Source organism: Mycobacterium kyogaense, from assembly GCF_003254575.1.
GTDB classification, from domain to species: Bacteria; Actinomycetota; Actinomycetes; order Mycobacteriales; family Mycobacteriaceae; genus Mycobacterium; species Mycobacterium kyogaense.
Genome location: NZ_QJUA01000001.1, coordinates 243,629 through 264,720 on the forward strand (window position 1 = coordinate 243,629; position 21,092 = coordinate 264,720).

The window sequence follows — 21,092 nt, forward strand, 5'->3', positions numbered from 1 at the left end:
ATGGCCAACGGTGACGCCAAGCGCAGCCACGTGAGAATCGCTGCGGCGATTCTCGCTGTGGTGGTGCTCGCCGCCGTGGTCTTCACGTACCTGTCCTACACGGCGGCCTTCACCTCCACCGACAAGGTGACGGTGCTCTCGCCCCGCGCCGGTCTGGTGATGGAGACCAAGGCGAAGGTGAAGTACCGCGGTATCCAGGTCGGCGAGGTCGAATCGATCGACTACGCCGGGCAGGACGCCAAGTTGACGTTGGCGATCCGCAGCGACGACATGCGCTACATCCCGAGCAATGCGCAGGTCCGCATCGCCGGGAACACGATCTTCGGCGCCAAGTCGGTGGAGTTCCTGACCCCGCAGGATCCGGATACGACGTCGCTACGGCCGGGCACCCAGGTGCAGGCCAAAGATGTGCAGCTCGAGGTCAACACGCTGTTCCAGACTTTGACCGACGTGCTGGGCAAGATCGATCCGGTCAACCTGAACGCGACGCTCTCGGCGCTGGCCGAGGGGCTGCGTGGGCACGGCGACGATCTCGGTGCCGGCCTCTCGGGCCTCAATTACTATCTGCAGCAGCTCAATCCGAAGCTCCCCACCCTGCAGGACGACTTCCGCAAGGCGGGGATCGTCACCAACATCTATGGTGACGCCGCACCGGATCTGGCCAAGATCTTCGACAACGCGCCGACGGTCAGCAAGACGGTCGTCGACGAGCAGGACAATCTGAACACCACACTGCTGGCCGCCACCGGTCTGGGCAACAACGCCGCCGACACCCTGGAGCCGGGGGCGGACAACCTCATCGCAGCCATCCAACGGCTGCGGGCGCCGCTGAAGGTCGTCGGCGACTATTCGCCGGAATTCGGCTGCCTGCTCAAGGGCATCTCGATCGGCATCGACCGGTTCGCGCCGATCATCGGCGGTATCCGGCCCGGCCTGTTCGTGGCCTCGAACTTCATCCCCGGCTCGCCGGCCTACACGTATCCCGAGAGTCTGCCCATCGTCAACGCCTCAGGCGGTCCGAACTGCCGCGGCTTGCCGGATGCACCGAGCAAGCAGTTCGGTGGATCGTGGTACCACAGCCCGTTCCTCGTGACCGACAACGCCTACGTGCCCTACCAGCCGAACACCGAATTGCAGTTCGATGCACCATCGACCCTGCAGTTCCTGTTCAACGGGGCCTTCGCCGAACGGGATGATTTCTAGTGGCGCGCAGACTCGGTGCGCAGGACCGCACCATGATCAACGTCGGGGTGTTCACCGTCGTCATGCTGCTCGTCGCCGCCATGCTGGTCGTGGTGTTCGGCGAGTTCCGCTTCGGGTCGGACAAGAACTACCACGCCACCTTCGCCGACGCGTCGCGGCTCAAGGCCGGTCAGGACGTGCGCATCGCCGGCGTTCCCGTCGGCGCGGTCAAGGACGTGACGCTCAACGACGACAACACCGTCGACGTCGCTTTCACCCTTAACGAGCGCTACCAGCTCTACACCTCCAGCAAGGCGATGGTCCGCTACGAGAACCTGGTGGGCGATCGGTACCTCGAGATCGCCTCGGGTCCCGGAGATCTGGTCAAGCTCCCGCTGGGGGGCACGATCACCAACACCGCGCCCGCCCTCGACCTGGATGCCCTGCTGGGCGGTCTGAAGCCAGTCTTCAAGGGCCTGGACGGACGGAAGATCAACGAGGTCAGCAACGCGATCATCGAGTTGCTGCAGGGCCAGGGCGGTGCGCTGTCGCAGATGCTGTCGTCGACCAGCGCCTTCACCCAGGACTTGGCTGCGCGTGACCAGCTGATCGGCGACCTGATCACCCACCTGAACACGGTGCTCGGCACGGTCGACGAGAAGGGTGCCGAGTTCGACGCAACGGTGGACAAGCTGCAGAAGGTGATCACCGGTCTGGCGCAGGGGCGTGACCCGATCGCCGGCGCCATCGGCCCGCTCGCCTCGGCGACGAACGATTTGACCGAGACCCTGGAGAAGAGCCGCCGACCGCTGCAGGGTGTGCTGGAGAACGTCCGGCCGCTGGCGCAGCGCATGGACGAGCGCAAGGGTGACATCAACAAGGTGATCGAGCCGCTCGCGGAGAACTACCTGCGGCTCAACGCACTCGGCGCGTACGGCTCGTTCTTCAACATCTACTACTGCTCGATCCGTATGAAGATCAACGGCCCGGCCGGTAGTGACATCCTCATTCCGTTCGGCGGCCCGGCGGACCCGTCGAAGGGGAGGTGTTCTGAGAATGGCTAGGCCCGACGGTGGAAATCCGTTACGCACCGGCATCTTCGGCATCGTGTTGGTCACCTGCCTGGTGCTGGTGTCGTTCGGCTACAGCAACCTGCCGTTCATGCCGCAGGGCAAGGTGTACGAGGCGTTCTTCACCGACGCCGGCGGCATCTCGCCGGGCAATGACGTCAACGTCTCGGGCATCAACGTCGGCAAGGTCAAGAACGTGGCGCTGGCGGGGGACGCCGCGAAGGTGACGTTCACCGTCGACCGCAAGATCATGGTGGGCGACCAGACGCTGGTGGCGATCAAGACAGACACCGTGCTGGGCGAGAAGTCGTTGGCCGTGACCCCCAAGGGCGGCGGGTCGGTGACCTCGATTCCGGTGGGGCGCACCACGACTCCGTACACGCTCAACACCGCGCTGCAGGATCTCGGGCAGAACGCCAGTGAATTGGACAAGCCGCGATTCGAGCAGGCGCTGCAGACGCTGACCGACTCGTTGCGCGATGCCAAGCCCCAGTTGCGCGGCGCGCTCGACGGAGTCACTAACCTCTCGCGCAGCCTGAACAAGCGCGACGAGGCGCTCGAGCAGTTGCTCACCCACGCCAAGCGCGTCACCGACACGCTGGCCCAGCGGTCCGGCCAGGTCAACCAGCTCATCGTCGACGGGAACATGCTGTTCGCCGCCCTCGACGAACGCCGTCAGGCGCTGAGCACTCTGATCGGCGGGATCGACGATGTCTCACAACAGCTCTCGGGCTTCGTTGCGGACAACAAGCGCGAGTTCGGCCCGGTGCTGGAGAAGCTGAACCTGGTGATGGACAACCTGTTGGAACGACGCGAGCACATCGGCGAGGCGCTCAAGCGGTTGCCGCCGTACGCCACCGCGCTCGGCGAGGTGGTCGGGTCCGGTCCCGGGTTCCAGATCAACCTCTACGGTCTGCCACCCGCCACGTTGTCCGAAGTCCTGCTCGACACCTACTTCCAGCCGGGCAAACTTCCCGACAGCCTCGCCGACTACCTGCGCGGATTCATCTCCGAGCGCCTCATCATCAGGCCGAAATCGCCCTCGCGCGGTGGCAACAAGGTGGTCGCCTACTTCCCCTCGGCGGTCGGCCTGTACTCCGGCGACGAGGTGCGGGTGATCGGCGTCCCGGTCGGGCGCATCGACTCGATTGAACCCCGTGCCAAGGACGTCAAGATCACGATGTCGATCGACGACGGCGTGAAGATCCCCGCGAACGCTCAGGCGCTGATCATCTCGCCGAACCTCGTCGCCGCGCGGTTCGTGCAGCTGACACCCGCCTACACCGGTGGCCCGGTCATGGCCGACGACGCCGAGATCGGGCTGGACCGAACCGCGGTACCCGTGGAGTGGGACGAGGTCAAAGAACAACTGACGCAACTCAGTTCGCAACTCGGACCTCAGCAGAACGCGGTGCAGGGTCCGCTCCAGGCATTCGTCGATCAGGCCGCCGACACCCTCGATGGCAACGGGGACTCGTTCCGCTCGGCGATCCGCGAGCTGTCCCAGACCGCGGGGCGTCTCGGCGATTCCAGGACCGATCTGTTCGGCACGGTGCGCAATCTGCAGGTGCTCGTCAACGCGCTGTCCAACAGCAATCAGCAGATCGTCCAGTTCACCGACCACGTGGCGTCGGTGTCACAGGTGCTGGCCGACAGCTCCGCCGACCTCGACAACACACTGGGCACCCTGAACCAAGCGCTCTCAGATGTCAAAGGCCTTCTCAGCGACAACAACAAGGCGCTCATCGACCAGGTGGGCAAGCTGACGGACTTCACCAATCTGTTGACCGAACACAGCGACGACATCGAGCAGATCCTGCACATCACGCCGAACGGCCTGGCGAACTTCTACAACATCTACAATCCGGCCCAGGGCACCGTCGGTGGTCTGCTGACGCTCCCGAACTTCGCGAACCCGGTGCAGTTCATCTGCGGCGGTACGTTCGACATCGGCGCGAATCCGGACAACTTCAAGCGCGCGGAGATCTGCCGCCAGCGGATGGGGCCCGTCTTCAAGCGCATCGCGATGAACTTCCCACCGCTGCTGTTCCACCCGATCAACAGCATCACGGCCTACAAGGGCCAGATCATGTACGACACCCCGGCGACGGAAGCCAAGGCCCAGACGCCCGTGCCGTACCTGCAGTGGCAGAACGCCCCCGGCACCACGCCGCCGCAGATCGCCCCGGGCACGGCGGATCTCGCGTCGATGTTCTTGCCGACGGCGCCGACGCAGGGCGCGGGTCCCGCGCCAGGTCCCGCCCCGGGTCCCGTGCCCGCTCAGGGTTCCGGACCGGCACCCGGTCCCGCTCCGGCAGCGGCGGGGGGAGGCTCATGATTCGCAAGGCCATCCGTCCCGCCCTCGCGCTCGGAACCCTGACGGTCCTGGTGTCCGGATGTGAGTTCGGCGGGCTGAACTCGTTGGACATGCCGGGCACCGCGGGGCACGGCGCCGGTTCCTACACGATCACCGTCGAGCTGCCGGATGTGGCGACGCTGCCGCAGAACTCGCCGGTGATGGTCAACGACGTGACCGTGGGCAGTGTGTCCGGCATCGACGCCGTGCAACGTCCCGACGGGACGTTCTTCGCGGCGGTGAAGCTCTCGCTCGACAAGGACGTCAATCTGCCGGCCAACGCGACCGCGAAAGTCGCACAGACCTCACTGCTGGGTTCCCAGCACGTCGAACTGGCCGAGCCTCCCGAGAAGCCCGTCGGCCGGTTGGCCGAAGGTTCCAACATCCCGCTGGACCGTACGGGTCGCTACCCGACCACCGAGGAAGTGCTGTCCTCGCTTGGCGTCGTCGTCAACAAGGGCAATCTCGGTGCGTTGCAGGACATCACCGAGGAGTTCTACAACGCCGTCGTCGGCCGCGAAGGCACGTTCACCGACCTCATGCCCCGGCTGGCCGAGCTGACGTCCTCGCTGGATCGGCAAACCGACGACATCATCTCCGCCGCCGAAGGTCTCGACCGCTTCGCCGGAATCCTCGCGCGCAGCAAGGACAGCCTGGGCCGCACTCTGGACACGCTGCCCGCGGCCCTGGACGTGCTGGACCGCAACCGCGCCAACATCGTCGACACCTTCACCGCGCTGCGCAGGCTCGCGGTGGTGGGCTCGAAGATTCTCGCCGAGACGAAGGTGGATCTGGCCGCCGACCTCAAGGACCTGTTCCCGGCTGTCAAGGCGCTCAACGACAACGCCGACGACTTCATCAAGAGCCTCGAGTTGTTGCCCACGTTCCCCTTCCACTACCAGTACCTGCGCAAGGCCGTGCGCGGCGACTACCTCAACGTGTTCGTCACGTTCGACCTGACCTTGCGCCGCCTCGGGGAGACGGTGTTCACCACGTCATTGGGGCTCGACCCGAACATGAAGCGCCTCAACGAGGTCGTCAACACGCCGGACTTCCTGACCGGCGAGATGGCGAACCTGTCCGGTCAGGCGGCTGATCCCTTCAAGATCGCGCCGGGCACGGCGACCCAGCACGGGGGGACACCGTAGATGTTGGACCGGCTCTCCAAGATCCAGCTGTCGATCTTCGCGGTCGTCACCGTGCTGACCGTCGGCGCGATCTCGATCTTCTACTTGCGGGTGCCCGAGGCGATCGGGTTGACCTCCTATCAGGTGACCGCCAATTTCACCGCGGCCGGTGGCCTCTATCAGAATGCCAACGTCACCTATCGGGGCGTCACCGTCGGCCAGGTCGAATCAGTCGGCTTGTCCGACAACGGGGTCGTCGCGCACATGCGGCTCGACAGCGGAACGCCGGTACCGGCGAACGTGACCGCGACGGTCAAGAGCGTCTCGGCCGTCGGTGAGCAGTATGTCGACCTGGTGCCGCCCGAGGATCCCGCCGGGGACGAGCTGCGCAACGGTGCGGACATCCCGGTGAGCCGGACGGCCATCGGGCAGGACATCGCGGGCCTGCTGCAGCAGGCGGATTCGTTGGTCAACAGCCTCGGAAACAGCCGGATCAAAGATCTGCTGCGCGAGACGTTCAAGGCGTTCAACGGTTCCGGGCCCGAACTCGCCCGACTTATCCAGTCCGCCCGGTTGCTCGTCGACGAGGCCAATGCCAACTACGGGCAGACCACTCAGCTGATCGATCAGGCCGGCCCGTTCCTGGACTCGCAGATCGCCAGCGGGGACAACATCCGCTCGCTCGCTGACGGCCTGGCCAGGTTCACCGGCGAGGTCGCCGGCGCCGACCCGCAATTGCGCGAGCTGCTCCAGACCGCCCCGGGCGCGGCAGGCGTCGCGAACGAGACCTTCGAGGGCATTCGCCCCAATTTCCCAATGCTGGCAGCGAATTTGGCCAACCTGGGCCGAATCGGGGCGATCTACCACAAGTCGATCGAGCAGGCCTTGGTGATCTTCCCGGCGCTGATGGCCGGCCTGAACACCGTCGCCGGCGGCGTGCCCGCCGACGAGGGCGGCAAGCTGGACTTCAAGATCCACCTCAACGATCCGCCGACCTGCTCGGTCGGGTTCCTGCCGCCGACGACCATCCGCTCGCCGGCGGACACGACGCTGCGCGAGTTGCCGACCGATCTGTACTGCAAGACGCCGCAGAACGATCCGTCGGTGGTGCGCGGTGCGCGCAACTATCCGTGCCAGGAGTTCCCCGGTAAGCGCGCGCCGACGATCCAGCTGTGCCGCGATCCGAAGGGCTACGTGCCGGTCGGTACGAACCCGTGGCGCGGGCCGCCGGTGCCCTTGGGCACTCCGATCGAGGACGGGCGGAACATTCTGCCGCCCAACAAGTTCCCGTTCATTCCGCCACAGGTGGATCCGGACCCGGGACCGCCTGTCGTGCAGCTGCCCCCGGGCGCGGTACCCGGGCCCGGGCCGGCACCGCACGCGCCGTTCCCGCTGCCGGTGCCGCCCAACGAGCCGGGGACGCCGCCCCCGCCGTGGCCTTACTTCGCGCCCCCGGACCAGGTGGTGCCGCCGTACGGCCGGACACCACCGGGCCCGCCCGCGGCACCCGCCCCCGTGGCGCCCGCTCCCGCGCCAGTCGCGCCACCCGCACCCGGCGCGCCTGCTGCCCCGTCGGGTCCGCTGCTGCCCGCCGAGGCGGTGCCGCAACCGACTGGGCCGACGCCGCAGGCGGCGGGACCAGCGATGGCGAGCTATGACCAGAACGGGAAGTTCGTCGACCCCGCGGGCGGAACTGGCACCTTCGCCCCCGGAGCTGACAAACTGGCGCCTGCAGAGAACTGGGTCGATCTGATGCTGGCCCCGAAGCAGCTATAGGCAGGACGAGTTGGTAGAAGCTAGCCCGCGTGAGGCGAGCCGGCCCGCCCGGCGTCGCGCTTCCCGCGCCGCCGGGCCGGCCGCCGGTGCCGAACCGGAGACCCCGCGCGCCGTGGTCCTCGACACCCCCGGGACCACGAAGGTCCGTCGACCGGTCTCCACGTCGGCGGCACCGCCGCCGCGTCGCAGGGCCAACCGTGGTCTCGTCGCGCTCGTCTCGCTGCTGTCCCTGGTGGTGCTGCTCGGCGCGCTGGGCGGCGGGGTGGCGTGGATGCTGCACGAACAACGCGTCCAGGAGGCGCAGTTGGCTCGCGACCAACGGTTCGTCGACACCGCGTCCCAGCTGGTGGTCAACATGTTCAGCTACACGCAGGACGACATCGACGACAGCGTGAACCGCTTCGTCAACGGCACGAGTGGGCCACTGCGTGACATGCTCAGCCAGGGCAACAACGTCGACAACCTCAAGGCGATCTTCCGCGACACCAACGCGAGCTCCGAGGCCGTCATCAACGGTGCCGCCCTCGAGAAGGTCGACCAGGTGAGCGGGAATGCCGCGGTGCTGGTGTCCGCGCGGGTCACCGTGACCGACATCGACGGCACCAACAAGCCGTCGCAGCCCTACCGGATGCGGGTGATCGTGCACGAGGACGACAACGGCCACATGACGGGCTACGACCTCAAGTACCCCGACGGCGGGAACTGATGGGAAACGGGTTCGCGCGGCTGCTCGCCGCCCTGGGCGTGCTGTTGGCGCTCGGTGTGGTCGCGCTCGGCGGCGTCGGAGGCTGGCTGTACTGGGACAGGGTGCAGCTGCAGGGTGAGCAGACGGCTCGCGAGGAGCTCGCTCCGCTTGCCCAGCAACAGATCCCGCAGGTGTTCGGCTACGACTACCAGACGGTCGAGGGCAGCCTGGGCAAGGTGTATCCGCTGCTGACGCCGAGCTATCGCCGGGAGTTCGAGGACCGCGCCACCAAAGACATCATCCCGCAGGCGCGAGATCGTCAGCTGGTCAGCCAGGCCAACGTGGTGGGCGTCGGAGTGCTGGAGGCGCAACGCAATTCGGCGTCGGTGATGGTCTACATGAATCGCACCGTGACCGACAAATCCCGCCAGCCCATCTACGACGGCAGCCGCCTGCGTGTCGATTACCAGAAGATCGACGGCAAGTGGCTGATCAACTACATCACGCCGATCTAGAGTCGGCCAGCGCCTCGAGGAAGGACCGTGCCCAGCGGTCCACGTCGTGGGCGAGTACCTGCCGGCGTAGCGCCCGCATCCGGCGCCGGCCCTCCTCCGGTGCCTGGGCCAGCGCCGCCTCGATCGCGTCCTTGACGCCTTCGAGGTGGTGGGGGTTGGTCAGGTAGGCCTGGCGCAATTCGGCTGCGGCGCCGGTGAACTCGCTCAACACCAGCGCGCCGCCGAGATCGCTGCGGCAGGCCACGTACTCCTTGGCCACCAGGTTCATCCCGTCGCGCAGCGGTGTCACCAGCATGACGTCGGCGGCGACGTAGAAGGCGATCAGGTCTTCGCGCGGCACCGGACGGTGCAGATAGTGCAGCACCGGGTGCCCGACCTCGCCGTATTCGCCGTTGACGTGCCCGACCTGACGTTCGATGTCCTCCCGCATCGCGATGTAGCTCTCCACCCGCTCGCGGCTCGGCGTGGCCAGCTGCACCAGCACGGTGTCCGTCGGATCGATGCGGCCCTCGTCGAGCAGTTCGGAGAACGCCCGCAACCGCACGTCGATACCCTTGGTGTAGTCCAGTCGGTCGACGCCGAGCAACACCTTGCGCGGGTTGCCGAGTTCGGCGCGAATTTCCCTGGCCCGCTGGCGGATTCGGCGGGTACGGGCCTGCTGGTCGAGATCGCCGGAGTCGATAGAGATCGGGAACGCGCCGACCTTGACGGTGCGGAAACCGACGAACACCTCGCCGAAGCGGGAGCGGACCCCGACATTGCCGCGCGAGGTGTTGGCGCCCACCAGCCGGCGCGACAGGATCAGGAAGTTCTGGGCGCCGCCCGGGAGATGGAAGCCGACCAGGTCGGCGCCGAGAAGCCCTTCGACGATCTCGGTGCGCCAAGGCATCTGCATGAACAGCTCGACCGGCGGGAACGGGATGTGTAGGAAGAAGCCGATGGTCAGGTCGGGCCGCAGCATGCGCAGCATCTTCGGCACCAGCTGCAGCTGGTAGTCCTGCACCCAGACCGTGGCGCCCTCCGCGGCGGTGCGGGCCGTCGCTTCGGCGAAGCGACGGTTGACCTCGACGTAGCGGTCCCACCACTGCCGGTGATAGATCGGCTTGACGATGACGTCGTGGTACAGCGGCCACAGGGTCGCGTTGGAGAACCCCTCGTAGTACTCGGCGACGTCGTCGGCAGACAGCCGGACCGGCACCAGCGTCATGCCGTCCTGCTCGATCGGCTGATCGAAGCTGTCCGGGTCGTCGGCCTCTTCAGGAACGCCGGGCCAGCCGATCCAGGCACCGCTGCGCTTGCGTAGGAGCGGCTCGAGCGCGGTCACCAAGCCACCCGGGCTGCGCTTGTACTCCGTGGAACCGTCGGGCCGGCGGACGATGTCTATGGGGAGACGATTGGCGACGACGACGAAGTCGGCCGACGCAGCCGAGCCCGAGCGGACGTCAGGGCCGCTCGGATCGGGCATTACGCGTCGAGCTTTGCCGGTCCGATGCCGAGCATCGACAGGAAGACCCGGCATTCATCGGGGTCGGTGGAGTAGGCGGCGACGACGCGTCGCGCCTGGCGCTCGGTGCTGTCGGCGATGGGCTCGACGTCGCCGATCTCGGCGGGATCAGGTTTGGCAGGCATGGGGACAACTGTAGCCAATACACAGGCGGGAAGCCGAAGCCTGTTCGCGGCCTCGCTCAGTGCCGTATAACTGGAACACGTTCTCGTTTTCTGCCGTGGAAGGTGTGCCGATGCAGCTCTCCGATGCGATGTTGTCCGGGCGAACGGTGCTGGTCACCGGCGGGGGCAGCGGAATCGGCAAGGGGGTGGCGGCGGCCGTCGTCGCCGCCGGCGGCAACGCGATGCTGATGGGTCGCAACGCGGACAAACTGGCAGCCGCCGCTGACGAGATCGGTGGCGCGGTCCGCTACGAGCCCGGCGACGTCACCGATGAGGACGAGGTGGCCCGCACCGTCGACGCAGCCGCGGCGTGGACCGGTCGCCTGGACGGTGTGGTGCACTGCGCCGGCGGTAGTGACACCATCGGCCCGATCACCCAGCTGGACTCCGAAGCATGGCGGCGGCTGGTCGACCTCAACATCAACGGCACCTTTTATGTCCTCAAGCATTCGGCGCGCGCGATGGTGCGCGGCGGTGGGGGATCCTTCGTCGGCATCTCCTCGATCGCGGCGAGCAACACCCACCGCTGGTTCGGTGCCTACGGGGTGTCGAAGGCGGGTGTCGACCACCTGATGCAACTGGCCGCCGACGAACTCGGCCCGTCGTCGGTGCGGGTGAACTGCATCCGACCGGGTCTGATCCGCACGGACCTGGTGGCGGCGATCTTCATGTCACCGGAGGTGAGCGGCGACTACGCGGCGGCCACCCCGCTCCCTCGGCCCGGCGAGGCCGAGGACGTGGCCAACGCCGCGGTGTTCCTGCTCAGTGATGCCTCGAGCTACATCACCGGACAGCTGATCAACGTCGACGGCGGCATGATGCTGCGCCGCGGACCGGACTTCTCGGCGATGCTGGAACCGGTGTTCGGCGCCGACGGGCTGCGCGGCGTCGTCTCGGGGTAGCCCACCCCGGCACTACGTGTCGTGATGGATGCGACCGTCCGTTTCTGTCAGCGGCCGGCCACCGCCGCCCCACCGCGACGAGATGATCTCCGCCGCGATCGACACCGCGGTCTCCTCCGGGGTGCGGGCACCGAGATCGAGTCCGATCGGGCTGGACAACCGGCGCAACTCGTTGTCGGTGAGTCCGATCTCTCGCAACCGGCGCATTCGGTCCTCGTGGGTGCGCCGCGAGCCCATCACGCCGACGTACCCGACGTCGAGCCGCAACGCCACCTCCAACACCGGGACGTCGAACTTGGCATCGTGGGTGAGCACGCAGATCGCGGTGCGGGTGTCGACAGCGCCCCGTTCGGCCTCGCCGGCGAGGTAGCGGTGCGGCCAGTCGACCACGACGTCGTCAGCTGCGGGAAACCTTGCGGCGGTGGCGAATACAGGCCGGGCGTCGCAGACCGTGACCCGATAGCCGAGCAGAGCTGCCTGGGCGGCGAGCGCCGTGCCGAAGTCGATGGCGCCGACGATGATCATCCGCGGCCGCGGGGCGTGACTGGCGACGAAGACGTCCATCCCGGCGTCCTGTCGCTGACCGTCCGGCCCGTAACTCAGGACACCGGAGCGGCCGGCGGCGAGCAGGCCCCTGGCGTCGTCGACGATCGCGTTGTCGGCGCGTCCGGAACCGACGGAGCCATGTGCGAAGTCGGGGCCGACCACGATCCGTCGTCCCTGCCACGTCGGATCGGGATGGTCGATGACCGTGGCGACGGCCACCGCCCGATGCGCGGCGATGTCGTCGGCGACGGTCTGCAACTGTGGAAAGGTCTGGCGCGAGACCGGTTCGGTGAAGATGTCGATGGTGCCGCCGCACGTCAACCCGACTGCGAACGCCTCGTCGTCGCTGACGCCGTAGCGCTGCAACTCCGGTCGACCATTCGCGACGACATCAGCCGACACCTCGTACACGGCGGATTCCACGCAGCCGCCCGACACCGAACCGGCGACCGAGCCGTCCGGAGCGACCACCATGGCCGCACCGGGCGGACGGGGTGCCGAGTGCATCGTGCGGACGACCGTCGACAGCCCTGCCGTGGCGCCGGCCCGCCAGACGGCGAGCAACTCGTCGAGCACGTCACGCACGTGCGCAGTCTAAGCCCGTCGTGGACGCCCTACACCTTGGTCAGATCGGTGTGCATCAACATCACGTTGTAGCTCGACCACAGCGAGAGATTGAAGTACAGATCCGATCCGGTGCCGTCGGTCGACGGCGACCACGGGTGCAGCATCGGTGCGTAGATGCCGCCGGGCTGTTGCGTCATCAGGACCGTGGCATCCGACCAGACGCCCTCGGGGGTGTCGGCGGTGCGCATCACGATGCTGTTGTTCTGATCGCCGTACAGCACGATGTACTTGCCCAGATATTCGTTGTACTGCACCGACATCTCGCTGACGGTGTAGCCGGGCTTGGTGAAACCGAGGAAACCGCCGGTCTTTCCGATGATCGCCGTCGCGGCCGACGGATTGCCCTTCACCCAGCTGGCCGGTGAGCTGCCCAGCCAGCTCCTCGACGCCGCCTTGTAGTACTCGTATTTCGACGGATCGAGGATGTTCTCCGGTGCGACGCGGGAGAGGTATGCCGCGCCCTGGCGGCCGTTCGGCGTGCCGTACATGTAGATGTAGCCGTCGTCGCCCTTGACGAAGGCGGACTGCTGAAAGTTCTTGTTGCCGCTCAAGAACGAGTTGTTACGGATGCTTTTCGGGTCGATGGTGAAATTCTCGCCGTTGTCCGTCGAGTAGCCGATGGCCGAGTAATTGGTGGTCCATTTACCTGACGAACCCCACTTGCTGACCGACATGTAGCTGACGTACTGGATGGTGCCGTACGGCGTGTCCTTGGTGACCGGCACGTTCACCGAGACACCCGCGGTCGGGATCATCGTCACCGAACTCGGCAACCACTTCTGCGGGTTGATGATCGGCCGCGCATTCACGGGGCCGTCCAGCGGCGCACCACCGAAGTAGTTGCCGGTGAACCACTCTCCGTTGGGGATCGTGATGCCGTCGCTCAAATCGGTGTCGGAGCTGCGGAACAGCGTGTTGAAGATGTGCCGGCCGGTCATGTTCGGGCCGCTGAACGTGTCGCCGACGGCGATCAGCACCTGGTGCTCGTTGTACGGGGTGGACGGATCGTCGACCATGCCGTTGTCCCACATCGTGCCGACGTCGGTGCCCCACACGCTGAACCGGTCCACGGTGTTGGCCTTCAACGGGTCACCGTAGGAGTAGCCGCCGGTCACCCAGCTGACGAAGTTGGTCGACGTGCTGACCTGAGGGTTCAGCCACGGCGAGTACGGCGTGACCGCTGCCGCGGCCGCCGCCGTGGCCAGCGGGGCGTCGGCGGTCAGGCTCGCCGCGGTCACGCGTGTGGTGCGCGCGGCCGACAGCGTCTCGAGTTCGCGCCGCGCCACCGACAGCAGTGCCCACAGGAACGGCGGAGGAGCCGTCTGGCCCTGGCCCGCGTCGGCTTTCTGGTGCGCCCAATCGACCATGCTGCGGGCCACCTCGACGACGGCCTTGACCACCGGTCGTTCGACGGCGCGCGCGGGTGGATCGGCCTCGGCTGCGGCGCGCACCAGTGTCAGCTTCCCTGTGCTGCGCGCCGGTGCGGCGGGGTCGGGGGAGACGACTTTCGTGGAGCGGACCGAGCGCGTCGGTGCGGGTGTCGTCTCGGTGCTGTCGGCGGTGGACTCCGCCGTCTGCTGCGTGGTGTCGGGCTTGGTGGCGGGCGTGGTGTCGGGCTTCTTCCACGACGGGTGCTTCCCGGTGGGCTTCGCGGCCGGCTCGTCGGTGGACCCGGCATCCGATCCGGCACCGGCGTCGGCCTCCGACTTGTCGGATTTGTCGGCCTTACCCCACCGTCGTGGCTTCTCGGCGCGGACCTTCGGCCCTGTTGTGGTCGCTGGCCTTTCTACCGACGAGGACGACGAAGTCGAAGCCGAGGAGGATGAGGACGCCGTGTCGTCGGCCCACGCCTGGCCCGCGAACACCGCCGATCCGATGCCCAGGGCCACGGCCAATGCACCGACACGGCCGACGTACGCTGCGGAACTCAACTGAAAACCCCTCCGGAACCGGTCTCTCGTCCCCCGACGTATGCGTCATTCAATCGCATCTCACAGGAGTCGGCCAGCAAAAGGGAGTAACGGCCCCGATTTCGTTTCGCGACTGTGATCGTTGGGTTTTCCAGCTGGGCGGGGCCAGGTGCGCAAACCTGAACGTCGACGCGGGTCGCAGTGCCGCCCGGCACACGTGGAGCCCCCTGTCAGGATTGAACTGACGACCTACGCTTTACAAGAGCGTTGCTCTACCGCTGAGCTAAGGAGGCACTGGCCACTGGAGCTTATCGGGTCAGGGCTCACTCCTCGACATCGATCACCCGCTGCGGTGTCGCCGGTCGCGCCATGAACCGGGCTCGTGGGCGGCGGCCGGGCAGCGGGATGCGGTCGGCGATGTTGCTCAGCGGGTTCACCACCTGGCTCAGCACGATGACGGCCTCCCGCAACGCCTCGATCGTCGGCTCCAGCGCCTCGAGTCCCGGAGTCAACCGGTTCAACGTGTCCGCCACCGCCGCGAGTTGCTCGAGCGGGCCGTTGCGTGCGGTCAGGGTGTCGACGACGCCACCCTCGGCGAAGAGCCGGTCTGCCACCCCGTCCTCCGCGAGCAGTCGGTCGACCAGGCCGTCCTCGGCGAGCAATTGATCGACCAGCCCGCCCGGCGCGATCGCGCGCATCAGCCCGCTGTCCTCTTCGGTCAGCCGCTCCAGCGCGCCGCCGGGGGCGGTCAGCCGGTCGACGACGCCGCCGGGCCGCAGCAGGCGATCGAGCGCACCGTCGGGGGCCAGCGCCCGGCCCAGCGGCTGATCCTCGTCCATCAAGCGCGCCAGCCGGTTCGCCCGCTCGACGGCATCCTGGACGCCGATCATCGCGGCGAAGGAGGTCGGTGGCTGGCGGGTCCCGCTCCCGGGCTCACCGAGGGCCTTGCGGGCGATGCCCAGCCCTCCGCTGGCCATCCCGAGCCCGGCGTCGGTCATGGCGAGACCCACCCGCACCGGCGTCAACGCGAGATCGGAGAGAGATCTGCCGAGGTTCATCCGCCCAGTCTAGGAACAGCGCAAGAATGAACTCACAGGAACCACACAGCGAGCGTGCAGCACTTTTCCAAGTCAGAGGATGAAACTGAGGATCATGGCCATGCCGGTGCAGGAAAACATCCCCGAAGCTCGCATTCTGGTGGTCGACGATGAGACGAACATTGTCGAGCTGCTGTCGGTGAGCTTGAAGTTCCAGGGCTTCGAGGTGCACACCGCGTCCAACGGTCCGGCCGCCCTCGACCTGGCTCGGGAGATGCGCCCGGACGCGATCATCCTCGACGTGATGATGCCGGGCATGGACGGCTTCGGGTTGCTGCGCCGGCTGCGCGCCGACGGCATCGATGCCCCGGCCCTGTTCCTGACCGCGCGGGATTCGCTGCAGGACAAGATCGCGGGACTGACGCTCGGTGGCGACGACTACGTGACCAAGCCGTTCAGCCTCGAAGAGGTGGTGGCCCGGCTGCGGGTGATCCTGCGCCGTGCCGGTGGCGGTGTGCAGGAGCCGCGCACCTCGCGGTTGAAGTTCGCCGACATCGAGCTCGACGAGGACACACATGAGGTGTGGAAGGCAGGCGAGCCGGTATCGCTGTCGCCCACGGAGTTCACTCTGCTGCGCTACTTCATCATCAACGCCGGCACCGTGCTGTCGAAGCCGAAGATCCTCGACCACGTCTGGCGCTACGACTTCGGCGGCGACGTGAACGTCGTCGAGTCCTACGTGTCCTATCTGCGCCGCAAGATCGACACCGGAGACAAGCGTCTGCTGCACACCCTGAGGGGTGTGGGGTATGTACTTCGCGAACCCCGGTGACAATGGGGGTGTGCCCCAGATCAGACGCGGGATTCCGCTTCGGGTAGGACTGGTCGCAGCGACGTTGTTGCTGGTCGGCTGCGGTCTGTTGGCGTCCGGCATCGCGGTGACGACGATCATGCACCACACGCTGATCAACCGCGTCGACGACACACTGCGTGACGCGTCCCGCGGCTGGGCCCAGGTACCCCGACAATCACCTGCCGATCCGGAGGATCAGGGCCCCAATCCGGGCAGGCCTCCGTCGGACTACTACGTGCGGGTCATCGAGCCCGGCGGCACCGCCTGGGTCGCGGTCAACGACCGCGACGCCGAGCCCGACCTCCCCGAGGACAACGACGTCGGGCCAGAACCGGTGACGGTCGGCAGCGCCGGCGATTCAGCGGTGGAGTGGCGCGCGATGACCGTGCCGGGGACCGGCGGCGAACTCACCACCGTCGCGATCGATCTGTCTGACGTGAAGTCCACGACCCGCGCGCTGGTCGCCGCCCAGGTGGGCATCGGCGTGGCGGTGCTGCTGGTGCTGGGCATCGTCGGGTACGCCGTGGTGCACCGCAGTCTGCGGCCGCTGGCCGAGGTCGAGCAGACCGCGGCCGCCATCGCCGCGGGGCAGCTGGACCGCCGTGTTCCCGAGCGCGATCCCCGCACCGAGGTCGGGCGGCTGTCCCTGGCGCTCAACGGCATGCTCTCCCAGATCCAGCGGGCATTGGCGTCCTCGGAGTCATCGGCGGATCAGGCGCGCGAGTCCGAGGACCGGATGCGCCGGTTCATCACCGACGCCAGCCACGAACTGCGCACGCCACTGACGACGATTCGCGGCTTCGCCGAGCTGTACCGCCAGGGCGCGGCCCGCGACGTGGAGATGCTGATGGGCCGCATCGAGAGCGAATCCCGCCGCATGGGCCTGCTGGTGGAAGACCTGCTGCTGCTGGCCCGGCTCGACGCGCAGCGACCGCTGGAGCAGCGCCGAGTGGACCTGCTCGCGTTGGCCAGTGACGCCGTGCACGACGCCCAGTCCATCGCGCCGCGCCGGCCTATCCGCATGGAGGTGTTCGACGGCCCTGGCACGCCGGAGGTGCTCGGCGACGAGGCGCGGCTTCGCCAGGTGCTGTCCAACCTCGTCGCCAACGCGCTGCAGCACACCCCGGAGACGGCTGCGGTCACGGTCCGTGTCGGCACGGACGGGGATTCCGCGGTGCTGGAGGTTCGCGACGAGGGCCCGGGGATGAGCACCGAGGACGCTCAGCGGGTGTTCGAACGCTTCTACCGCGCCGATTCGTCGCGGGCCCGCGCCAGCGGCGGCACCGGCCTCGGGCTGTCGATCGTCGACTCGCTGGTCTACGCCCACGGCGGCGCGGTGGGAGTGAGCACCGCGCCCGGCCAGGGCTGCACGTTCCGGGTCAGCCTCCCGCGCATCGCGGAAACCTCCGAGGCCAAGATGCCTGCCGAGGTCGACGTCCCGGTCAGCTGAGCTCGGCCAGGGCCGCCTTGATGCGGCGTTGCGCGTCGTCGAGCGATTCCGGCGACGGATTGTCGTCGACGTTGGCGAATCCGAAGTCCGCCAGATCGCGTGCCGGGAAGACGTGCACGTGCAGGTGCGGCACCTCGAGACCGGCGATGATGACACCGGAGCGCTCGGTGTCGAACGCCTTGCACACGGCCTTGCCGATCAGCTGGCACACCTGCATGACGCGGGCGAACTCACCGGGGTCGATGTCCTGCCAGTTGTCGATCTCGGCGCGCGGCACCACCAGCGTGTGCCCCTGCGTCATGGGCTGGATGGTCAAGAACGCCACCACGTCGTCGTCTTCGTAGACGAATCGGCCCGGCAGTTCGCCGTTGATGATCTTGGTGAAGACGGTCGCCATGGCACCGAGCATTCCATAGCCTGGCCCCATGCTGGGTTTGATGCAGGACCGACCACTGTTGATCTCGTCGCTGATCGATTACGCCGCCGCGTTCCACGGGGACGCCGAGATCGTGTCGCATGTGCCCGATGGCCCCAAGGGCACGGTACGGCGGTCTTCGTGGCGGGAGGTCGGCGAGGCGTCCAAGCAGGTCGCCAACGCGCTGGCGACATGGGGCGTGGAGGCGGGGGACCGGATTGCGACGCTGGCCTGGAACAGCGACCGTCATCTCGCGCTGTACTTCGGTGTCTCGGGGTCCGGCGCGGTGATGCACACGGTGAACCCGCGGTTGTTCCGTGAGCAGATCGTCTACATCATCAACCATGCCGAGGATCGAATCCTGTTCTTCGACATCACGTTTGCGGCACTGGTGGCAGAATTGGCGCCCGAGTTGACCACGGTCACGACCTATGTCGCGATGACCGATCGCGACCACATGCCCGAGGTGCCCGGGTTGCCCGACGGCGCACTGCTGTGCTGGGACGACGTGATCGCAGGGCAGTCCACGCACTACGAGTGGCCGGAGTTCGACGAGCGCAGCGCGTCCTCGCTGTGCTACACCTCGGGTACCACCGGCAACCCGAAAGGTGTTCTGTATTCCCACCGTTCGACGATGCTGCACACCCTGATGGCCGCGGCGCGCGATGCCAACGACGTCCACAGCGGTTCGGTGATCCTGCTCGTCGTGCCGATGTTCCACGCCAACGCCTGGGGTACTCCGTACACCGCGGCGATGGTCGGCGCCAAGCTGGTGCTGCCCGGCCCCCACCTCGATGGCGAATCGGTGTACCAGCTGATGAAAGCCGAAGGGGTGAACCAATCCCAAGGCGTGCCGACGGTGTGGATGATGCTGTTCTCCTATCTCGACGATCATCCGGAGATCGATCCCCACGAACTGGGTTTGCGCATCGCGGGTACGGGTGGGGCGGCCCTGCCGCTGTCCATGATCGAGCGGTTCGAACGGGACTTCGGCGCACAGGCCATGCAGGGCTGGGGCATGACCGAGACGTCACCGCTGTGTGTGATCGGCCGGCTGCTGCCCAAGCACGACGGGCTCTCCCAAGCCGAGAAGAATCAGATCATGCTCAAGCAGGGACGCGGGATCTGCGGGGTGGAGCTGAAGATCGTCGACGACGACGGCAACCGATTGCCATGGGACGGTAAGGCTTTCGGTGAGGTGTGGCTTCGCGGACCGTGGATAGCCAGCGGCTACTACCGGGGTGAGGGTGGGGAGAAGCTCGACGCCGAGGGGTTCTTCCCGACCGGCGACGTCGCGACCATCGATCCCGACGGCTATCTGCAGTTGGTCGACCGCGCCAAAGACGTGATCAAGTCCGGCGGCGAATGGGTCAGTTCGATCGACCTGGAGAACGCCGCCCTGGGGCACCCCGCGATCGCCGAGGCGGCGGTCATCGGGGTGCCGCATCCGAAGTGGCAGGAGCGACCGCTTCTGGTGGCCGTTCTCCGTCAGGGGCAGAGTGCGACGCGGGAGGACATCCTCGAGTATCTGGCGGGTGAGGTAGCCAAGTGGTGGCTGCCCGAGGACGTGGTGTTCGTCGACGAACTGCCGCACACCGCGACGGGCAAGATCCTCAAACTCGAACTGCGCAAGCAGTACCGGGAACACCAACTGCCCGGCGTCAGCTCCTGAGCTGTTCGCAGACTTTCCGGGAGATCTCAGCGACCGTCCACGGTGGCGCGTCGTGGTGGTCACGGTAGGCGAGGATCTGCGGAGAGGGCCGATCGAAGCGGCCCACGAAACCGCCTGCAGCGATGAAGATCTGGCCGGTGACGTCGGCGGCACGGTCGCTGACCAGGTAGGCGTAGGTGGGGGCGGCGTACTCCGGCGGTGCAGCGTCCAGGGCGCCGGCCATGCTGACGTCGTCGAGCAGCCCGCGCCGGTTCAGCTCGGCGATGTGTGCCTCGTAGTCGGGTCCACTCGACAGTCGCGTCTTGGCTCCCGGGCACACCACGTTCGCGCGCACCCCGTGTTCGGCCAGTTCGGCGGCGATCGCCAGCGTGAGGCCGTTCACCGCGCCCTTGCCGGCCGGATATCCGGTGCCCCCGTAATCGCCGAGGAACGCGAACGATCCGGTGTTCACGATCGCCCCCGAACGCTGCCGGGCCATCACCGGCGCCGCGGCCCGGCAGGTCTGGAACACCGTGCCCAGGTGGGCGTCGATGAGGTCCTGGAACTGCGTGGCGGTGACGGTGAGGATCGACGAGCCGGCCGGCTCGGGCGTGCCGGCGCAATTGACCAGGATGTCGATGCGGCCGAATTCCCGCACGCAGTCGCCGATCAACGCGTCCGCGGTGGCGGGATCCGCAGGCGAGCCCGCGAATCCGACGGCGCCGGGGATGGCGCGTGCGGCATCGTCGACGGCATCAGGGTCCCGGCCGTTGACGACGACACCGGCGCCGAGGTCGGCCAGCAGCGCCGCGACGGCCCGCCCGATGCCGCGCGTGCCGCCGACGACGACGGCAGCGCGACCGGCGAGCTCGCCGCTAATGCGTGCTTCCCGCTTCGGGGGATGTCGCTTCGGTGAACGTCATCGCGTCCATGTTCCAGTAGCCGCGCAGGTTGGTGATCAGACCTGCGTCGTCGACCCGGTAGGTGAACGCGCCGCGGACCGTCGCGACGAACCCGTTGGGAAACGTGGTCTCGAGCACCAGGATGTAGGCGATCTCGCGGGGGCTGCTGGACGGGAACGTCTCCTCGCACGTGACGCGGAGTGTGTTGGGTCCGATGTTCGTGTCGAAGAAGGCGGCCACCGCCTCCTTGCCCCGCACGCCGGTGCCGTCGGGATTGGTGACGGCCTCCCCGATCGGGTCCTCGATCACGATGTCGTCGGACATCAGCGCCAGCCAGCCCTCGCGGTCACCGCTCTGCACGCAACGCCACGACGCCTGGGACGCTGCGACCACCGGAGCCAGCGCGGTCTCGGTCATCGC

The 21,092-nt window shown here is 67.3% G+C and carries 19 protein-coding genes, 1 tRNA gene and 1 pseudogene; 12 read left to right on the top strand and 9 right to left on the bottom strand.

The window, feature by feature from the left end:
- From DMB80_RS01190 to DMB80_RS01220, 8 genes and pseudogenes are all read left to right on the top strand, one after another.
- On the top strand, nucleotides 1-1,203 hold the full coding sequence (locus tag DMB80_RS01190) for an MCE family protein (RefSeq protein ID WP_111508191.1): 1,203 nt from the start codon (nucleotides 1-3) through the stop codon (nucleotides 1,201-1,203).
- Between the two features lie 32 nt (nucleotides 1,204-1,235).
- Entirely contained in the window at nucleotides 1,236-2,246 is a 1,011-nt protein-coding gene (locus DMB80_RS01195; RefSeq protein ID WP_111508329.1) for an MCE family protein, read from the top strand.
- Nucleotides 2,239-3,294: pseudogene (locus DMB80_RS28465) on the top strand (MCE family protein); the annotation flags it as partial. The gene DMB80_RS01195 and the pseudogene DMB80_RS28465, both read left to right, overlap by 8 nt.
- Complete coding sequence (locus DMB80_RS28330; protein ID WP_420812107.1) at nucleotides 3,274-4,590, top strand: MCE family protein; 1,317 nt, start codon at nucleotides 3,274-3,276, stop codon at nucleotides 4,588-4,590. The pseudogene DMB80_RS28465 and the gene DMB80_RS28330, both read left to right, overlap by 21 nt.
- Entirely contained in the window at nucleotides 4,587-5,756 is a 1,170-nt protein-coding gene (locus tag DMB80_RS01205) for an MCE family protein (protein WP_111508193.1), read from the top strand. Before DMB80_RS28330 ends, DMB80_RS01205 begins: the two co-directional genes overlap by 4 nt.
- The gene (locus DMB80_RS01210; RefSeq protein WP_111508194.1) at nucleotides 5,757-7,511 is read left to right on the top strand and encodes a virulence factor Mce family protein; all 1,755 of its coding nucleotides are present in this window, start codon (nucleotides 5,757-5,759) and stop codon (nucleotides 7,509-7,511) included.
- A 10-nt stretch (nucleotides 7,512-7,521) separates the two neighbouring features.
- Nucleotides 7,522-8,217 carry a mammalian cell entry protein gene (locus DMB80_RS01215; protein WP_111508195.1) on the top strand — a complete coding sequence of 232 codons (696 nt, stop codon included), beginning with the start codon at nucleotides 7,522-7,524 and terminating at the stop codon, nucleotides 8,215-8,217.
- Entirely contained in the window at nucleotides 8,217-8,711 is a 495-nt protein-coding gene (locus DMB80_RS01220; RefSeq protein WP_111508196.1) for a mammalian cell entry protein, read from the top strand. Before DMB80_RS01215 ends, DMB80_RS01220 begins: the two co-directional genes overlap by 1 nt.
- Here the strand turns inward: DMB80_RS01220 and DMB80_RS01225 are convergent.
- Together DMB80_RS01225 and DMB80_RS27950 are read right to left on the bottom strand one after the other, a co-directional pair.
- A complete protein-coding gene (locus DMB80_RS01225; protein WP_111508197.1) occupies nucleotides 8,698-10,176 on the bottom strand; it encodes an alpha,alpha-trehalose-phosphate synthase (UDP-forming) in 1,479 nt (492 codons plus the stop codon). The genes DMB80_RS01220 and DMB80_RS01225 overlap by 14 nt on opposite strands.
- Nucleotides 10,176-10,340 carry a hypothetical protein gene (locus DMB80_RS27950; protein ID WP_162938363.1) on the bottom strand — a complete coding sequence of 55 codons (165 nt, stop codon included), beginning with the start codon at nucleotides 10,338-10,340 and terminating at the stop codon, nucleotides 10,176-10,178. The genes DMB80_RS01225 and DMB80_RS27950 overlap by 1 nt, the downstream gene beginning before the upstream one ends.
- Before the next feature lie 110 nt (nucleotides 10,341-10,450).
- On the opposite strand from DMB80_RS27950, the gene DMB80_RS01230 reads away from it, so the two are divergent.
- The gene (locus DMB80_RS01230; protein ID WP_111508330.1) at nucleotides 10,451-11,281 is read left to right on the top strand and encodes an SDR family oxidoreductase; all 831 of its coding nucleotides are present in this window, start codon (nucleotides 10,451-10,453) and stop codon (nucleotides 11,279-11,281) included.
- Nucleotides 11,282-11,293: 12 nt separating this feature from the next.
- Here the strand turns inward: DMB80_RS01230 and DMB80_RS01235 are convergent, their stop codons facing one another.
- From DMB80_RS01235 to DMB80_RS01250, 4 genes are all read right to left on the bottom strand, one after another.
- Nucleotides 11,294-12,412, bottom strand: a complete 1,119-nt coding sequence (locus DMB80_RS01235; RefSeq protein ID WP_111508198.1) for an XdhC family protein — start codon at nucleotides 12,410-12,412, stop codon at nucleotides 11,294-11,296.
- A 29-nt stretch (nucleotides 12,413-12,441) separates the two neighbouring features.
- Complete coding sequence (locus DMB80_RS01240) at nucleotides 12,442-14,385, bottom strand: DUF4185 domain-containing protein (RefSeq protein WP_111508199.1); 1,944 nt, start codon at nucleotides 14,383-14,385, stop codon at nucleotides 12,442-12,444.
- 197 nt (nucleotides 14,386-14,582) lie between these two features.
- A tRNA-Thr gene (locus DMB80_RS01245) sits at nucleotides 14,583-14,657 on the bottom strand.
- Nucleotides 14,658-14,687: 30 nt separating this feature from the next.
- The gene (locus tag DMB80_RS01250; RefSeq protein WP_111508200.1) at nucleotides 14,688-15,422 is read right to left on the bottom strand and encodes a hypothetical protein; all 735 of its coding nucleotides are present in this window, start codon (nucleotides 15,420-15,422) and stop codon (nucleotides 14,688-14,690) included.
- Nucleotides 15,423-15,501: 79 nt separating this feature from the next.
- On the opposite strand from DMB80_RS01250, the gene DMB80_RS01255 reads away from it, so the two are divergent.
- Entirely contained in the window at nucleotides 15,502-16,233 is a 732-nt protein-coding gene (locus DMB80_RS01255) for a response regulator transcription factor (protein ID WP_420812092.1), read from the top strand.
- Nucleotides 16,211-17,704 (top strand): sensor histidine kinase, encoded by a 1,494-nt coding sequence (locus DMB80_RS01260; protein WP_162938364.1) that lies wholly within the window; start codon nucleotides 16,211-16,213, stop codon nucleotides 17,702-17,704. Before DMB80_RS01255 ends, DMB80_RS01260 begins: the two co-directional genes overlap by 23 nt.
- Here DMB80_RS01260 and DMB80_RS01265 read toward each other — a convergent pair.
- Nucleotides 17,697-18,101, bottom strand: a complete 405-nt coding sequence (locus DMB80_RS01265; protein WP_162938365.1) for an HIT family protein — start codon at nucleotides 18,099-18,101, stop codon at nucleotides 17,697-17,699. The genes DMB80_RS01260 and DMB80_RS01265 overlap by 8 nt on opposite strands.
- Before the next feature lie 28 nt (nucleotides 18,102-18,129).
- Between DMB80_RS01265 and DMB80_RS01270 the strand changes: the two genes are divergently transcribed.
- Nucleotides 18,130-19,791 (top strand): long-chain-fatty-acid--CoA ligase, encoded by a 1,662-nt coding sequence (locus tag DMB80_RS01270; RefSeq protein WP_111508203.1) that lies wholly within the window; start codon nucleotides 18,130-18,132, stop codon nucleotides 19,789-19,791.
- Here the strand turns inward: DMB80_RS01270 and DMB80_RS01275 are convergent.
- Nucleotides 19,781-20,650, bottom strand: a complete 870-nt coding sequence (locus tag DMB80_RS01275; protein WP_111508204.1) for an SDR family NAD(P)-dependent oxidoreductase — start codon at nucleotides 20,648-20,650, stop codon at nucleotides 19,781-19,783. The genes DMB80_RS01270 and DMB80_RS01275 overlap by 11 nt on opposite strands.
- Nucleotides 20,646-21,089: a nuclear transport factor 2 family protein gene (locus tag DMB80_RS01280; protein ID WP_111508205.1), complete on the bottom strand. Its 444-nt coding sequence runs from the start codon at nucleotides 21,087-21,089 to the stop codon at nucleotides 20,646-20,648. The genes DMB80_RS01275 and DMB80_RS01280 overlap by 5 nt, the downstream gene beginning before the upstream one ends.
- Between the last annotated feature and the right edge of the window lie 3 nt (nucleotides 21,090-21,092).

Excerpts from the sequence above, each read along its gene's own strand:
- DMB80_RS01270 (WP_111508203.1), top strand. The coding sequence starts at position 18,130 with ATGCTGGGTTTGATGCAGGACCGACCACTGTTGATCTCGTCGCTGATC.
- DMB80_RS01265 (WP_162938365.1), bottom strand. The coding sequence starts at position 18,101 with ATGGCGACCGTCTTCACCAAGATCATCAACGGCGAACTGCCGGGCCGA.
- DMB80_RS01250 (WP_111508200.1), bottom strand. The coding sequence starts at position 15,422 with ATGAACCTCGGCAGATCTCTCTCCGATCTCGCGTTGACGCCGGTGCGG.
- DMB80_RS01190 (WP_111508191.1), top strand. The coding sequence starts at position 1 with ATGGCCAACGGTGACGCCAAGCGCAGCCACGTGAGAATCGCTGCGGCG.
- DMB80_RS01205 (WP_111508193.1), top strand. The coding sequence starts at position 4,587 with ATGATTCGCAAGGCCATCCGTCCCGCCCTCGCGCTCGGAACCCTGACG.
- DMB80_RS01230 (WP_111508330.1), top strand. The coding sequence starts at position 10,451 with ATGCAGCTCTCCGATGCGATGTTGTCCGGGCGAACGGTGCTGGTCACC.
- DMB80_RS27950 (WP_162938363.1), bottom strand. The coding sequence starts at position 10,340 with ATGCCTGCCAAACCTGATCCCGCCGAGATCGGCGACGTCGAGCCCATC.
- DMB80_RS01280 (WP_111508205.1), bottom strand. The coding sequence starts at position 21,089 with ATGACCGAGACCGCGCTGGCTCCGGTGGTCGCAGCGTCCCAGGCGTCG.
- DMB80_RS01195 (WP_111508329.1), top strand. The coding sequence starts at position 1,236 with ATGATCAACGTCGGGGTGTTCACCGTCGTCATGCTGCTCGTCGCCGCC.
- DMB80_RS01255 (WP_420812092.1), top strand. The coding sequence starts at position 15,502 with ATGAAACTGAGGATCATGGCCATGCCGGTGCAGGAAAACATCCCCGAA.
- DMB80_RS01220 (WP_111508196.1), top strand. The coding sequence starts at position 8,217 with ATGGGAAACGGGTTCGCGCGGCTGCTCGCCGCCCTGGGCGTGCTGTTG.
- DMB80_RS01260 (WP_162938364.1), top strand. The coding sequence starts at position 16,211 with ATGTACTTCGCGAACCCCGGTGACAATGGGGGTGTGCCCCAGATCAGA.
- DMB80_RS01225 (WP_111508197.1), bottom strand. The coding sequence starts at position 10,176 with ATGCCCGATCCGAGCGGCCCTGACGTCCGCTCGGGCTCGGCTGCGTCG.
- DMB80_RS01210 (WP_111508194.1), top strand. The coding sequence starts at position 5,757 with ATGTTGGACCGGCTCTCCAAGATCCAGCTGTCGATCTTCGCGGTCGTC.